15 protein-coding genes, 1 tRNA gene and 3 pseudogenes are annotated in these 14,165 nt (G+C 73.3%); 8 read left to right on the forward strand and 11 right to left on the reverse strand.

From position 1 onward, the window contains the following. The first annotated feature begins 214 nt into the window (after positions 1-214). Positions 215-805 (forward strand): hypothetical protein, encoded by a 591-nt coding sequence (locus ABEA77_RS08680; protein ID WP_345643509.1) that lies wholly within the window; start codon positions 215-217, stop codon positions 803-805. 37 nt (positions 806-842) lie between these two features. On the opposite strand, the pseudogene ABEA77_RS08685 reads toward ABEA77_RS08680, so the two are convergent. Beyond that, a pseudogene (locus tag ABEA77_RS08685) lies at positions 843-1,328 on the reverse strand (HoxN/HupN/NixA family nickel/cobalt transporter); the annotation flags it as partial. Between the two features lie 219 nt (positions 1,329-1,547). Further along, on the reverse strand, positions 1,548-2,066 hold the full coding sequence (locus ABEA77_RS08690) for an SDR family NAD(P)-dependent oxidoreductase (RefSeq protein WP_345643511.1): 519 nt from the start codon (positions 2,064-2,066) through the stop codon (positions 1,548-1,550). Positions 2,067-2,420: 354 nt separating this feature from the next. Here ABEA77_RS08690 and ABEA77_RS08695 point away from each other — a divergent pair. Together ABEA77_RS08695 and ABEA77_RS08700 are read left to right on the forward strand one after the other, a co-directional pair. Beyond that, positions 2,421-2,510 (forward strand): annotated as a pseudogene (locus tag ABEA77_RS08695) (helix-turn-helix domain-containing protein); the annotation flags it as partial. Between the two features lie 122 nt (positions 2,511-2,632). After that, positions 2,633-3,049, forward strand: a pseudogene (locus ABEA77_RS08700) (MmyB family transcriptional regulator); the annotation flags it as partial. 154 nt (positions 3,050-3,203) lie between these two features. On the opposite strand, the gene aroQ reads toward ABEA77_RS08700, so the two are convergent. After that, on the reverse strand, positions 3,204-3,818 hold the full coding sequence (aroQ, locus tag ABEA77_RS08705) for a gamma subclass chorismate mutase AroQ (protein WP_345643514.1): 615 nt from the start codon (positions 3,816-3,818) through the stop codon (positions 3,204-3,206). Positions 3,819-4,024: 206 nt separating this feature from the next. On the opposite strand from aroQ, the gene ykgO reads away from it, so the two are divergent. Beyond that, positions 4,025-4,147 carry a type B 50S ribosomal protein L36 gene (gene ykgO, locus ABEA77_RS08710; RefSeq protein WP_345643517.1) on the forward strand — a complete coding sequence of 41 codons (123 nt, stop codon included), beginning with the start codon at positions 4,025-4,027 and terminating at the stop codon, positions 4,145-4,147. 339 nt (positions 4,148-4,486) lie between these two features. Here ykgO and ABEA77_RS08715 read toward each other — a convergent pair whose 3' ends face one another. Continuing rightward, positions 4,487-4,855: a TraR/DksA family transcriptional regulator gene (locus ABEA77_RS08715; protein WP_425588234.1), complete on the reverse strand. Its 369-nt coding sequence runs from the start codon at positions 4,853-4,855 to the stop codon at positions 4,487-4,489. Between the two features lie 116 nt (positions 4,856-4,971). Between ABEA77_RS08715 and ABEA77_RS08720 the strand changes: the two genes are divergently transcribed. Next, the gene (locus ABEA77_RS08720) at positions 4,972-5,331 is read left to right on the forward strand and encodes a hypothetical protein (RefSeq protein WP_345643520.1); all 360 of its coding nucleotides are present in this window, start codon (positions 4,972-4,974) and stop codon (positions 5,329-5,331) included. Between the two features lie 131 nt (positions 5,332-5,462). Here ABEA77_RS08720 and ABEA77_RS08725 read toward each other — a convergent pair whose 3' ends face one another. The 7 genes from ABEA77_RS08725 to ABEA77_RS08755 form a co-directional block, all read right to left on the reverse strand. After that, on the reverse strand, positions 5,463-5,786 hold the full coding sequence (locus ABEA77_RS08725) for an SCO5918 family protein (protein ID WP_345643523.1): 324 nt from the start codon (positions 5,784-5,786) through the stop codon (positions 5,463-5,465). Positions 5,787-5,851: 65 nt separating this feature from the next. Beyond that, positions 5,852-6,220 carry a CBS domain-containing protein gene (locus tag ABEA77_RS08730; protein ID WP_345643856.1) on the reverse strand — a complete coding sequence of 123 codons (369 nt, stop codon included), beginning with the start codon at positions 6,218-6,220 and terminating at the stop codon, positions 5,852-5,854. 83 nt (positions 6,221-6,303) lie between these two features. Beyond that, positions 6,304-7,743, reverse strand: a complete 1,440-nt coding sequence (locus ABEA77_RS08735) for a DEAD/DEAH box helicase (protein WP_345643526.1) — start codon at positions 7,741-7,743, stop codon at positions 6,304-6,306. 371 nt (positions 7,744-8,114) lie between these two features. Then, complete coding sequence (locus ABEA77_RS08740) at positions 8,115-8,318, reverse strand: cold-shock protein (protein ID WP_345643529.1); 204 nt, start codon at positions 8,316-8,318, stop codon at positions 8,115-8,117. A 442-nt stretch (positions 8,319-8,760) separates the two neighbouring features. After that, positions 8,761-8,833, reverse strand: a tRNA-Arg gene (locus ABEA77_RS08745). Between the two features lie 142 nt (positions 8,834-8,975). Further along, positions 8,976-10,127: a glycoside hydrolase family 3 N-terminal domain-containing protein gene (locus ABEA77_RS08750; RefSeq protein ID WP_345643531.1), complete on the reverse strand. Its 1,152-nt coding sequence runs from the start codon at positions 10,125-10,127 to the stop codon at positions 8,976-8,978. A gap of 305 nt (positions 10,128-10,432) precedes the next feature. After that, positions 10,433-11,002, reverse strand: a complete 570-nt coding sequence (locus ABEA77_RS08755) for a GNAT family N-acetyltransferase (protein WP_345643533.1) — start codon at positions 11,000-11,002, stop codon at positions 10,433-10,435. A 97-nt stretch (positions 11,003-11,099) separates the two neighbouring features. On the opposite strand from ABEA77_RS08755, the gene ABEA77_RS08760 reads away from it, so the two are divergent. The 3 genes from ABEA77_RS08760 to ABEA77_RS08770 all read left to right on the forward strand — a co-directional run bounded on the left by ABEA77_RS08760 (position 11,100) and on the right by ABEA77_RS08770 (position 14,160). Further along, positions 11,100-11,558 (forward strand): MarR family winged helix-turn-helix transcriptional regulator, encoded by a 459-nt coding sequence (locus tag ABEA77_RS08760; protein ID WP_345643536.1) that lies wholly within the window; start codon positions 11,100-11,102, stop codon positions 11,556-11,558. Between the two features lie 236 nt (positions 11,559-11,794). After that, positions 11,795-13,546, forward strand: coding sequence for an MFS transporter (locus ABEA77_RS08765; RefSeq protein ID WP_345643538.1), 1,752 nt, complete (start codon positions 11,795-11,797; stop codon positions 13,544-13,546). Positions 13,547-13,575: 29 nt separating this feature from the next. Continuing rightward, positions 13,576-14,160, forward strand: coding sequence for a cysteine hydrolase family protein (locus tag ABEA77_RS08770; protein WP_345643540.1), 585 nt, complete (start codon positions 13,576-13,578; stop codon positions 14,158-14,160). The last annotated feature ends 5 nt before the right edge of the window (positions 14,161-14,165 follow it).

Here is a 14,165-nt window from a genome sequence, read left to right on the forward strand (position 1 = left end):
GTCCGTGTGCGACCGCGGGCGGGCGCGGGAGCGCCCGCCGGGACGAAAAGCGGACGTTGTCCCACGGACGCCGGACCGTTCCCGCTCAACGCGGACCCCGCGTTCTTCGTCACGCCCGCATGCCCTTGGGAAGCGGGCTTAGGCATGCCTAACCTAATTGCGCCCTGGCGCCAGCGGCCCCTGCCCTTCCCCTCCCCCGGAACGGATTGCTCCCGTGACCACACCGGCCTCAACCACCGGCGGCGGCCTCGCCGCTCCCTCGTCCCGCGCCGCCGCGCTCCCCGCGCCCCGCGCGGCCCTCACCACCGGGCGGCTGCACGCCGCGGCCGCCGTCCGCGTCGGGTTCGGCGTCCTGTGGGCCATCGACGCGGTCTTCAAGTGGCTGCCCGGCTTCATCCACGGCCAGACCCTCGGCGACGAACTCGGCAAGGCGGACGCGGTCAAGACCCCCGTCCTCCACCAGTGGCTCCAGCTGTGGCACGCCGTCGGCACCTCGTCGCCCGGTACGTTCGCCGTGGTGACCGCCGTCGTCGAGACCCTGATCGCGCTGGGACTGCTGCTCGGCGCGTTCAGCAACCTCGTACTCCTCGGCAGCGCCGTGTTCTCGTTCGGCATCTGGTCGGGCGCCGAGGGCTTCCACCTGCCGTGGAAGCAGGGCATGACCGACCTCGGCCCGTCCGTCGGCTACATCTTCGCGTCGCTCGCGCTGTACTACGCGTTCGCCGGCTCCACCTGGAGCCTGGACACCCGGCTGCGCCCCGCTCTCGGGCGCCTCGGCGGGCTCTGCGCCCCGCCGGCCGCCTGAGCCCCGCCCGCCCGGCGCGCGAGCCGCGCGCCGGGCCTCACCGCCCCCGCGGCCCGGCCCCCGCGCCGGGCCCGTCGCCCGCCGCCCGTACCGCCCAGCGCTGTTCGACCCTGGCGAGGCGCCAGTACGCGAGCGCCGCGGCCCACACGACCACGAAGAGGCCGACGATCACATAGCCGACGTCGCCCAGGTCGAGGCCCGCGATCCAGCCGGTGACGGCGTCGCGCAGGTCGAGCTTGTCGTGCAGGACGCCGACCAGTTCGATCGTGCCGATGAGGAACGCCACCGCGATGGACAGACCGGTGATCGCCAGGTTGTAGAAGACCTTGCGCACCGGGTTCGCGAACGCCCACTGGTACGCGAAGTTCATGAACGTGCCGTCGAGCGTGTCGAACAGGCTCATGCCCGCTGCGAACAGCAGCGGCAGGCTCAGCACCGCGTACCAGGGGAGCCCGGCCGCAGCGCCGGAGCCCGCCATCACCATCAGCGTGACCTCGGTCGCCGTGTCGAAGCCGAGCCCGAAGCCACGGGCTCGCCAGGGGACGACGCCCCCGGGCCCGGTGAACCTCGCGGGCCCGCCGACCCCGGGCCCCGCCATGGCCGCCGCCACGATGGGCTCGGCGCCTTCCGCCACGCTCTGCAGCCCCCGGTGGCCGTTGAGGTCGGTGGCCGTGTGGCCGGGGTCCACCGCGCGGAAGGCGACGCCCGGGTACAGCGTGCCCGTACAGCACGGTCAGCATGTTCAGCGCGGCCTTCGAGGAGGCGGGAACGGCGCCCACCCCGGCACCGCCCCGCGCAGCTCCGGGTCCGCGGCGACGCGGAGCGAGCCGAGGCCGCCGCCGGCGTTCACCACGGTGGCGCCCCCGCCCGTCAGCAGCGGCAGGAACGCGTGGACGGTCCGTACGGCACCGAAGACGTGGGTCTCGTACACCCGCCGCAGCACCGCGGACTCGGTCTCGTCCGGAGCACCGGCCCCGGTGACGCCCGCGTTGTTCATCAGCACGTCGACGCGGCCTGCCTCCGCTCTCACCGCCTCGGCCGCGGCCCGTACGGACCCCTCGTCGGTGATGTCGATCAGCAGCGGCCGCGCCCCTGGCTCCCCGGCGGCGCGCCGCCCCCGCGCCCCCGGCTCCCCGGCGGCGCGCCGCCCCCGCGGCGCGTCCCGCGCGCCCTCGTACACGGTGTGTCCCCGCTCGACCAGGCGGCGGGCTGTCTCGTATCCGAGGCCCTTGTCGGCCCCGGTGATCACGGTGATGGTCATGCCGCCCACGCTCCCGCCCGCCCGCCCGCCCGCCCGCCGGGCCACGACAGGGCCCCCGCCTGCGGGGGGACCGCCGGTACCAGGCTGCGCGCCGCGCCGCGCCCGGTACTGGACGGGTGAGCCCACGCCCCCAGCGCCCGAGCAGCCCCCGCCCCGGCCCGCGGGTGCGCGGGCCCGGCGCGGCGGGGCCGGGCGCGGGCGGCAGCGGTCCCGGCGGCGGCTCCGGCGGCCCGGGAAGCCGCACCGACCACGGCGACCTGGGGCGCGCCCTGCGCCACTGGCGCGACCGCACCGCGCCCACGGACGCCGGGCTGCCCGCAGGCCCGACGTCCGGCACCCGCCGCACCCCCCGGCCTGCGCCGCGAGGAGCTCGCCCAGCTCGCGGGGGTCTCCTTCGACTACGTCGTACGGCTGGAACGAGGCCGCGCCACCGCACCCTCGCCGCAGGTCCTGCACGCCCTCACCCGCGCGCTGCGGCTCTCGCCCGTCGAGCGCGACCACCTGTTCCTGGCCGCGGGCAGGCGCCGCCCGCGGCCGGACGGCTCTCCCCGTACATCCCGCCGACCGTGCAGCGCCTCCTCGACCAGCTCGGCCAGTCGCCGCTCGCCGTCCACGACGCGTACTGGAACACCATCTCCTGGAACCCGCTGTGGGCCGCCCTCGTCGGCGACCCGTCCGCGTACCGCGGCCTCGAACGCAGCGTCGCCTGGCGGTACTTCGCCGGCCACCCCAACCGCGTCACGCACGAGCCTGAGCAGCGCGCGCTGTTCGAGACCGCGCTCGTCCCCGACCTGCGCTCCTCCACCGCGCGCTACCCCGAGGACCCCGGGCTGCGCGCCCTCGTCGCCGACCTCCGCCGGGTGAGCGCCCGCTTCGAGGAGCTCTGGCAGACCCATGTCGTCGGCTTCCACAGCGCCGACCACAACACCGTCCACCACCCCGAACTCGGCCCGGTCCCGGTCGACTGCGACACCCTCACCGTCCCGGGCGCCGACCTGCGCATCGCGGTCTACTCCGCCCCACCCGGCTCCCCCAGTGCCCAGCTCCTCCCCTCCTGGCCACCCTCGGCACCCAAGATCTCTCCCCGGAGAGCCACTCCTGACCCCTCGCGCCTCCGCGTGGGCGCCCCCGCACCCCCTACGCCCCTCCCACGCCGCAGACCGACCGCAGCGCGATCCCCAGCGCCTCGCGGTGCAGCGCGTCAAGCCGGTGCACGGCCGCGCCCGCGGTCCGCGCCCCCGACAGCGCCACCGCGCACCCGGGCCCCGCGCCCCGCACCCGTTCCGTGGCGGCCAGCTCGTACAGAAGACGCTGAGCGACGGCGTCCAGCTCCGCACGGACCGCCGCCAGGTCGGGGCACGTGGCGGGCGCCTCGCCCGGGTGGTCCCGCCACCGTTCCAGCAGCCCGCGCTGCACGACCTTGCTCGCCTCGATCTGGTCCTCGAAGAACCGCGCCGCGGCCTCCGGATCGAGCCCGAGTTCCGCCGCCCGCCGCCGCACCCGGGCCAGCTCCTCGCGCTCCCGTACGGGATCGTCGACCGGCGCGCCCGTACTCCGCTTGGCTGCGGCCACCTGGTCCCCGAGCCGGATCCGGCGAACCGCCAGCTCGGCGAGGGGCCCGAGGGGCCCGAACGACACGGCGGGCCCCCGCGAGACCGCGGCCGCCGCCCCCGCGACGACGACGGCCCCCGTGACGGCGCCCAGCACCCACCTGGGGCCGGGACCGCGGAACAAGGGAGGCGAGAAAACCACGTGAGGCCCCTTCGTACGGCGACGGCTGCCGGATGACCGAGCCGACGACACCCAGCGATCACGTGCATCTTCCACGAACCCGCCGATCGAACCCTCCTCCCCCCGACCCCACCGGAACGAGCGACCCGCCCCTCCATATGGAAATGAAAACCAATCCCATATGGTTGACCCTCCCAGAGGAACCAGAGCGGAAGGCGGTGGCCGCCATGAAGGTCAGAAACTCCCTGAAGTCCCTGAAGGCCAAGCCCGGGGCGCAGGTCGTGCGCCGCAGGGGCAGGGTCTTCGTGATCAACAAGAAGGACCCCCGTTTCAAGGCCCGCCAGGGCTGACCCCCGGCACAGGGGGCGCCCCACCGAACGGGGGCGCCCCCTTCCTCCGGCGCGTTCCCGGGCCCCGGGTGCGGCCGGCGTCCCATGCCCCCGGTACGGCCCGATGTCCCAGGGCGGTCGGGGTGCCGGATGCGGCCGGGCAGGCGACGCCCATGCCCCACGACGTACCCTCACGGCGGCCGGGGCCCGTGCCTTCCGGGCGGAGAGGCCGTTCCTTGCGCCTGTGTGCCTGCGCCACTGCGCCTGTGCGGCAATGTGCCTGTGCACCACTGCACCTGTACACCAATGTGCCTGTGTGCCTGTGCACCGATGTGCCTTACGTCTGCGACGGCCGGACCCCTACCGCGCCCCGGCGCATCCCACGCACGTCTCGGCCGCCGGCCGCACCGCGAGCCGCTCCGCCGGAATCGCTCCGCCGCACCCCAGGCACCGCCCGTACTCCCCGCGCTCCAACCGCCCCAGCGCCCGCTCCACCTCGGCCAGGTGCTCGCGCTCCCGCGCCAGCAGAGCCGCGACATGAGCCCGCTCGAACGCGGTGCTCGACCCCTCCGGATCGTGCTCGTCATCCACCGCCACCAGCGCGTTGGCCTCCATGATCCCCTCGAACTCCCGCATCAGCGCCCCCACGAGACCCCGCACGGCCGCCTGCTCCTCGTGCAGCCGCTCCCGCGCCGACTCTTCCGCCACGCCACCCGGAAATCCACCCATACCCCGCCCAACCCCACCGTGGCGGCCCCCATTCCCCACGGCTCCCGGGTACCCGGCCTCCGGCGCCGACGAGGCCACGGCTCCGCGCGGGGAGCCGGCGCATAGAATCCGCTGCCATGTCGAAAGCTGACGAGTTGATCGTTGACATCGCCGCCCTCGTGGAGTCCGGGCAGAGCAACCAGATGTCCCTGACGGTGGTCACGGCGGGCGCCGTCATCACCGGCCGCCTGGCCCCGGAGGCCGTGTGGCGGCAGCGGGTGTCGGAGGTACTGACGGACTCGGCCAGCCTGGCCGAGTTCTCCGCCGTCTTCGACAACCCCGCGAAGACGGAGGGCCCACCCACCCACCTGCACTTCCACGTGGCCCGGATCCTCCAGGGCACCGTAGGGATCCCGGAGACGGGCGGCATGTACCGCGTCGCGATCGAGGACGTCGTCGCCTGGACGGTGGGCGACTTCAGCTACTCCGACCACTGACGCCGCGGACACAGCCGACGACCCGGGTACAGCGCAGGGGCCCGGCCGACACCCCGGCCGGGCCCCCACCACCGCGCGCTCGCACCTGAGCCGCGCCCCAGAAGGGCGGCGGACTCAGCGGGACACAGGACTCAGAAGGGCAGCAGCGGTGCGCCGAGCAGCGCGGAAGCCCGCTGGTACGGGTCGGTCGTGGGCGCGGTCACGGCCACGGCAGGGGCCGGGGCGTGGCAGGTGAAGCCGAGCCTGGCCATGGCCCTCAGGACCTCGCCCGCGCTGAAATCGCGCCGGTCCTGGCCGGTGATGACCTGGCCGACCTGCTTGGTCGGGTAGCGGCGCCGCCCGATGACGATTGTCCCGCCCTCGCCGGCGGCCGGCTCGGGCTTGACGTCCTTCATCGACTCCAGCACGCCGCTCCTGGTCAGGTCGAACGGGAAACGGGCGATGACACAGCGCATGATGCCTCACAAGGGGGAGGGGAAAACGGGACGGTTCGGGCGGGACGTTCAGCGGGAGCGCGCCCCTAGCACCCGCGTGCCACGGACGCCACGGACGGCCGACGGCCCCTCGTGTGCTCGGCCGCGCTCCTGCCGCCGCTCGGCGGGGCCGCCGAGTGCCCCGGGCCCGGATCCGGGCCCCGGACGATGTCGCCCAGGCGGGTCCTGTCCGTGTAGCCGGGGCTGTCGCGGACGGCGGTGAGCCCGGCCAGGGTGACGAGGACGGTGCACTGGCCGTCCTCGTCACAGACGGCCAGGTGCCTCGTGCGGGCCGCGGCCATGACGGACAGCGCCACCTCGACGGTCATGGTGGCCCAGACCCGCGGTGCGGCCGTGTCCGTGGCGTCGACCGCCGTCCCGCGCCCGGGAGACGCGGTCGGCGAGCGGTGGTGCATCAGGTCCGGCGTCAAAGGTGCCTCCTGCTGGGACGGGGACGGCCCGCACGGAAGTGTGCGGCTCGCCGATCGCGCCGCGGGCCTCAGGCCGCGTCGGAGAGGGGCTGCCGTACGGGCGTCCGACGGGGCCCCGATGCGGGGCGGCGGCGGCCGCGCGAGCCGGCGCCGCGCTTCCTGGCGGGTTCGGCCACGGGTGCGGTGATGACGACCGGGACACCGGACGGCGCCTGGGCGCCCGTGATGCTGTGCAGGACCTCCTCGCCGGAGCGGACCCGGGTGGTCCGCGGAACGACGCCGGCCGCCGCCATGACACGGGTCACGGCACGGCGCTGGTTCGGGGTGACCAGGGTGACGACGCTGCCGGACTTGCCGGCGCGCGCCGTGCGGCCCCCGCGGTGCAGGTAGTCCTTGTGGTCGGTCGGCGGGTCGACGTTGACGACGAGATCGAGGTCGTCGACGTGGATGCCGCGCGCCGCGACATTGGTCGCCACCAGCACGCTGACGTGTCCGGTCTTGAACTGCGCGAGCGTACGGGTGCGTTGCGGCTGCGACTTGCCCCCGTGCAGGGCGGCGGCCCGCACCCCGCTGTGCAGGAGGTGCTCGGTGAGGCGGTCGACGGCGTGCTTGGTGTCGAGGAACATGATCACGCGGCCGTCGCGCGCGGCGATCTCGGTGGTGGCCGCGTACTTGTCGGCGCCGTGCACGTGGAGCACGTGGTGCTCCATCTTCGTGACCGCGCCGGCCGCGGGGTCGACGGAGTGCACGACCGGGTCGCTGAGGTAACGGCGTACGAGCAGGTCCACGTTGCGGTCGAGGGTGGCGGAGAACAGCATGCGCTGTCCCCCGGGGCTCACCTGGTCCAGGAGGCCGGTGACCTGCGGCATGAAGCCCATGTCGGCCATCTGGTCGGCTTCGTCGAGGACGGTGACGGCGATCCGGTCCAGCCGGCAGTCGCCGCGGTCGACGAGGTCCTTGAGGCGTCCGGGCGTGGCGACGACGATCTCGGCGCCGCCGCGCAGCTTGCTCACCTGCCTGCCGATCGACATCCCGCCCACGACGGTGACCATCCGCAGCCCCACGGCTCGGGCGTACGGGGCCAGCGCGTCACTGACTTGCTGCGCCAGCTCACGCGTCGGTACCAGGACCAGCCCCAGTGGCTGTCCGGCCCCGGCCCGCCGGCCCGCCGTACGGGCGAGCAGCGCGAGCCCGAAGGCGAGGGTCTTGCCGGAACCGGTGCGTCCGCGGCCCAGGACGTCCCGGCCTGCGAGGGAGTTCGGCAGCGTCGCGGCCTGGATCGGGAAGGGGATCGTGACGCCCTGTGAGCCGAGCGTGGCGAGAAGCTCCCCGGGCATGTCGAGTTCGGCGAAGCCCTCGACGGCGGGAAGCGCGGGGGTCGCCGTCCTGGGCAGGGCGAACTCGCCCCGGGCGGACGAACCGGACCGGCTGCCTGCCGACACGGCGGCGCCCCTGCCGCCGCCACGGGTGGTGCGTGTGAAAGGGGTGTTGGCACGGGTGTGGTTCATGCAGAACCTTCCTCGATGCGGCACATGTCACGTCAATTCCCGCGGTGTTGACCGAGGCGGAGAATTTCAAGAACGTGCCGAATGGAACGCGGGAGAAGATTTTCGCCGCGCACAGTCTGTGCAGACGCCGGTCTCGAGAAAGGCGGCCGCGATGTGGACGCACCGCTCGGGGCGTCAGGGGTGGCACGGCCCGGAAGCGCGCCCGCGTCCGGTGAATCCGGTGAATCCGGCGAAGAAGACCGGGTGCGGAACCTGAGGGTTTCCGGGATCCTTGCGCTCCGCCCGGCCGGGACTGCCCCGGGGAGGCGAAAGCAGCCGGGGCCCGCACCCCGAAGGATGCGGGCCCCAGCTGTGAGTACGCGTCAGTCGCGTCAGGCGGGAACGATGTTCTCGGCCGTCGGGCCCTTCTGGCCCTGACCGATGTCAAAGCTCACCTTCTGGCCTTCGAGCAGCTCGCGGAAGCCCTGGGCGGCGATGTTCGAGTAGTGGGCGAACACGTCCGCGCCGCCACCGTCCTGCTCGATGAAGCCGAAACCCTTTTCCGAGTTGAACCACTTCACGGTGCCAGTAGCCATGTCATTCTCCTTCGGGGCAGTGCATCGCCGTCCGCACTGTGCGAACGCCGTGTCGCCGCGATGATCACCCCGTCCGGAAACACCGGATGACAAAAAATGCTCCCGACGGCATGGAGCCGACCGGGACGCACCTGAAGTTTCGGGAACCACAACTGCAACTGAAATGACAGTAGCACGCCGCAACGGCCCGCGTCTGTTCCGTAATTCCGCTCCGGCTGCCGCGCCAATAAATCTGTCCGCGGGCGCAGTTCAATTCTCATCCGGCGGGAACAGATATGGGCGAGGCCGGAGTGCAGCGTTCCTGAGGGCAGCGCCGCGCGCGACCCTGCCGCTGCCTAGCCCGGACGGCCCCCGCCTGGACGCTCGCCACCCGCCGTGTGCGGCGACGGCGAAGGCCCTCCCGTCCTGCGGACGGAAGGGCCTCTGGCCGGGTGTTTCCCTGTGCCCCCGGCAGGATTCGAACCTGCGACACCCGCTTTAGGAGAGCGGTGCTCTATCCCCTGAGCTACGAAGGCGCAGCTACAGGGTAGCGGATCCGGAGCCGGGGGAACGGCGCGGGGGCACGGCGCCGGGACTCCGGGCTCGGGCGGGCGCGGCGCGCTCGGCGGCACGCGGGAGCAGGGTCCACGCGCGCCCCGTGGCGCCCGGGTCCGAGGCTCACGCCAGGGCCGCGCGGAGGGCGGCGACTCGTTTGGCCGCGGTGTCGAAGGGGGTGCCTGGGAGGGTGCCGTCGGCGAGGGCCGTGGTGAGGCCGGAGGCGGCGGCGCGCCCCTGGGAGACGTCTCTGGCCGAGCAGAGGAGGAGGTCCATGCCCGCGCCTGCGGCCAGGACCGCCCGGCGCTCTGTGGTGTAGGAGCTGCTCAGGGCCTTCGCCTCCAGGGCGTCCGTGATGGTGACGCCGGTGAAGCCGAGGCGGCCGCGCAGCTCCTGCTGGATGATCTTCGAGGAGAGGCCGGCGGGGTGCGTCGCGTCGAGGGCCGGGTAGACCGCCCAGGACAGCATGACCAGCTTGACGTGGGCGTCGAGGGCCGCGCGGTACGGCGCCTCGTCCACGTTCCGCAGCTCGTCGAGCGACTGACGGAGGGTCACGGGGCCGAGGTCGGTGTTCTCCTCCGCGGTGGCCGCGCCGAGGCCGGGGAAGTGCTTGGCGGTCGCGGCGACGCCGGTGTCCTGCTGTGCGGTGACGAACGCACCGCCGAGTGTGCCGACCTCGTCCGGGTCGGTCCCGTACGAGCGCTGGTGGGCGTCGGCGAAGTCGCCGGGTTCGCGGTAGACGTCGAGTACGGGGGAGAGGTTGACGTTCATCCCCACGCCCGCGAGGTTGCGGCCCGCGCCCGTCCCCGCGTCCTGTGCGGCGGCCTCGGGGTCCGACGCCTCGCCCACCTGCTTCTCGGACAGTTCGGGCGCACCCGGCAGGCGGCGCACCTGGCCGCCCTCCTGGTCGGTCATCAGGAGAAGGGGGGCCTTCACCGGGCTGCTCTCGTTCGCCGCCTTCAGCTGGGAGACGGCGGAGGCGATCTGGTCCGCGTCGGAGATGTTCTCGCCGAAGAAGATCACCCCGGCCGCCTCGCCGGCGCTGATCGCGCTGAGCAGGCTGTCCGGCGGGGTGAGGCCCGGGTACGAGTAGATGATCCGCTGACCCACCCGCTGCGCGGGGGTGAGTTCCGAGAGCAGGTCGGGCAGCGGCCTGCGGCGGCGGGTCGCGGCGGACGCCGCGGAGGTGCCGAGCGCAAGGGAGGCGACGGCGGCGCCCGCCGCGGTGAGGACGGTGCGGCGGCTGGCGGGTGTGCGGCTGTGCGGGGTGTCCATGGTGGGGTTCCTCTTTCGCCGGTGGGGACTGAGCGAGGCCGGGACTGAGCGGGGCCGGGACTGAGCGGGGCCGGGGCTGAGCGAGGCCGGGACTGAGCGGGGCCGGGACTGAGCGGGGCCGGGACTGAGCGAGGTCAAGGAGCATGGCGCCAGGCCAGGGTGAAGGATTCCTTCAGGAGGACACAAGGGCCGTGAAAGTTATTTTCTCCTCACGTCTTGTCGCGTCGTGTTCACGCATGGTGACACGGGGTGGGGGTGGCGGGCTCGTTGGCCGTCGCGCGTGGCGCTCCGCGCGGCCGGAGGGTTCAGGCGCGCCGGAGCTCGTGGGTCAGCGCCGCGTAGACGTACTCGCTGCCCCAGCGGTCGCCGTCCAGGTCGTTCTCGACGAGGTGGGCCTCGCGGCGCATGCCGAGGCGTCCGCAGAGGCGTGCGGAGGCGGTGTTCTCCACGTCGAGGCGCGCGAAGAGGCGGTGGGTGCGCAGCGTGTCGAAGGCGAACGCCGCGAGCGCGGCGGCCGCCTCCGTGGCGTACCCGCGCCCGCCGTGAGCGGGGTGGAGCGTCCAGCCGATCTCCGTCTGCCGTGCGTGTGCGCTCGCGCAGCGCAGGACGATCTCGCCGATCACGCCGGGCGCAACGGCCCTCTCGGCGGCGAGGATGAGAGCGTCACCGTCGTTTTCCCAGGTGGGGAGGGTGGCGGCGTCTGTGACGACGGCCGCGCACTGCTCGCGGGTGCGCGGCGGTCGGTAGAGGTGGCGGGCCACCTCGGGAAGGCGGTGGTACGCGTACATGCCGTCGATGTCCTCCGGGTCCTCCGGCACGAAGGGGCGCAGCAGGAGGCGGTCGGTGGTGAGGGGAAGGGCCCGGGTCAGATCCATCCGCCGGACCCTAGCCGTCCGGGCCGCGCGGGGGCGTGGCGTTTTCACAGGTGGAGGCAGTAGTTACGACGGGTTGATAAGCCTATTGTTACTAAATATGGATGAGGGGATGCCCGGGGCGGCGGGCGAGGACGATGTCGCACAGGTGGGGGCCGCGCTGCGCCTCGCCGTCGCGCGGATCACCAGGCGGCTGCGGCAGACGCACGCCGTCGGCGACGTGACGCTGTCGGGCGCGTCCGTGCTGGCGCGGCTGAGCAGGGACGGCGCCGACTCCCCCGGCTCGCTCGCCGAGCTTGAGCGCGTACGGCCGCAGGCGATGGCCTCGACGCTGGCGCTGCTTGAGGAGCGCGGTCTGGTACGGCGCGAACAGGACGCGGCGGACGGGCGGCGGTCCGTCATGAGCGTCACGGAAGAGGGGCGGAAGGTGCTGATGGACCGGCGCTCGGAGTCGGTGCAGCGGATGACCGACGTGCTCGACCGGGAGTTCACGCCCGAGGAGCGCGGGATGCTCGTCGCCGTACTGCCGCTGCTCGACCGCCTGGCAGAACGGCTGTGACCGGGCCGGGCACCCCGGGGTCTCCGGGCACCCCGGGTTCTCCGGGTACCCCGGGGTCTCCGGGCACCCCGGGTTCTCCGGGCATGCCGGGCGCCCCGCGTACGTCCGGTGGTGCCTCAGGCGCCCCGGGGACGCCAGGCGGCAGCTCAGGCGCCCCGGGCCACGAGGGGCCCGCGGGCGGGGTGGCTGCAGGGGCGGGCTCCGGCCGGCGCGGCCGGCCCACCCGCGCCGAGCGCATGGCGAAGTCCCCCATGCCCGCGAACTACAAGTGGATCGCCCTGTCCAACACCACGCTCGGTGTGCTGATCGCGACGATGGACGCGTCCATCGTGATCATCTCGCTGCCGGCGATCTTCCGGGGCATCGGGCTCGACCCGCTCGCGCCCGGCAACATCGGCTACCTGCTGTGGATGATCCTGGGCTACCTGCTGGTCTCCGCGGTCCTCGTCGTCGTGCTCGGGCGGCTCGGGGACATGTTCGGCCGCGTGAAGATCTACAACCTCGGGTTCATGATCTTCGCCTGCGCCTCGATCGCGCTCTCCCTCGACCCGCTCACCGGCGGCGGGGGCGCGCTCTGGCTGATCCTCTGGAGAGTCGTCCAGGCCTTCGGCGGCTCCATGCTGACCGCGAACTCGGCCGCCATCCTCACCGACGCGTTCCCCGCACGGCAGCGCGGCATGGCGCTCGGCATCAACCAGATCACCGCGCTCGCCGGGCAGTTCCTCGGGCTCCTCGCGGGCGGCCTGCTCGCCGTGGTCGACTGGCGCGCCGTGTTCTGGGTGAGCGTCCCGATCAGCGTGGCCGGCAGCATCTGGTCGTACCTCTCCCTGCGGGAGACCGCGTCGGGGCGGCGCGGGCGGATCGACTGGTGGGGCAACCTCACGTTCGCCGCGGGCGCGGGCATCCTGCTCGCCGGGATCACGTACGGGATCCAGCCGTACGGCGGCAGCGCCACCGGCTGGGGGAATCCGATGGTCCTCGCCGGGCTGTTCGGCGGGGTGTTCCTGCTCGCGGTGTTCTGCCTGATCGAGACGCGGGTCAAGGAGCCCATGTTCCGGCTCTCGCTGTTCACGGTGCGCGCCTTCGCCGCGGGCAACCTCGCCGCGCTGCTGACCTCGATCGCGCGCGGCGGCCTCCAGTTCATGCTGATCATCTGGTTGCAGGGCATCTGGCTGCCGCTGCACGGCTACGACTTCGAGGCCACGCCCCTCTGGGCCGGGATCTTCATGCTCCCGCTGACCTGCGGCTTCCTGGTCGCGGGGCCGATCTCGGGCTATATGTCGGACCGGTTCGGGGCGCGGCTGTTCTCCACGACGGGGCTGCTCGTGGTGGCGGCCTCCTTCATCGGCCTGCTCCTGCTGCCGGTGAACTTCAACTACTCCCTGTTCGCCCTGTTGCTGCTGCTCAACGGGCTCGGCCAGGGCATGTTCTCCTCGCCCAACACGTCGTCGATCATGGGCAGCGTGGCGTCCGAGTACCGGGGCGTCGCCTCCGGCATGCGCTCCACCTTCCAGAACTCCGGTACGGCGCTGTCCATCGGCGTGTTCTTCTCGCTGATGGTCTCGGGGCTCGCGGCCAAGCTCCCCGCGACGCTCAGCTCCGGCCTCCAGGGCCAGGGCGTGCCCGCGGCGACGGCGCACCAGGTCGCCTCGCTGCCGCCGGTCAGCACGCTGTTCGCGACGTTCCTCGGCAACAACCCGGTCCAGCACCTGCTCGGCCCGAGCGGCGTGCTCGACCGGCTGACCGGCGCTCAGCGGCGCACCCTGACCGGGCACAGCTTCTTCCCGCAGCTGGTCTCGGGACCGTTCCACCACGGGCTCGTGATCGTGTTCACCGTGGCCGCGGGCATGGCGCTCGTCTCCGCGGTCGCCTCGGTGCTGCGCGGCCGCCACCAGCGCGCGGACGGGCAGCCCGCCTCGGAGCAGGACGGGCAGGACGGGCAGGACGAGAAGGACCGGCAGGACCAGAAGGTCCAGAAGAACCAGTAGAAGCAGAAGAACCAGAAGGGAAAGCCGCAATGGCGAAAAGCGCGCTCCTCGTGATGGACGTGCAGCAGGACATAGTCGGCCGCTTCGACGGCGACCCCGCGTACCTGCCCAGGCTGCGCGGGGCCGTCGACGCGGCGCGCGCGGCGGGAACGCCGGTGATCCATGTCGTGGTCGGGTTCCGCGCGGGGCACCCCGAAGTCAGCCCGCGCAACAAGGCCTTCGGCCGGATCGCGGGCGCGGTCGCGGAGGGCGCGGCCCGCGGGTTCGCCCCGGGCGACCCCGGCGCCGCGATCCACCCGGACGTCGCGCCGCTCGACGGCGAGATCGTCGTCACCAAGAAGCGGGTGAGCGCCTTCGCGGGCAGCGACCTCGACATGGTGCTGCGGGCGCAGGGCGTCGACTCGCTGGTGCTGGCCGGCATCGCCACCAGCGGTGTGGTGCTCTCGACACTCCGCCAGGCCGCCGACCTGGACTTCCGCCTGACGGTGCTGGAGGACGGCTGCCTGGACGGCGACCCCGAGGTGCACCGCGTGCTGACCGGCAAGGTCTTCCCGGGCCAGGCGGAGGTCGTACGGATCGAGGAGTGGGCGGCCGGGCTGTCCCCTTCCGCCTAGGCGGC

The organism is Streptomyces tremellae, assembly GCF_039540215.1.
Taxonomy (GTDB): Bacteria; Actinomycetota; Actinomycetes; order Streptomycetales; family Streptomycetaceae; genus Streptomyces; species Streptomyces tremellae.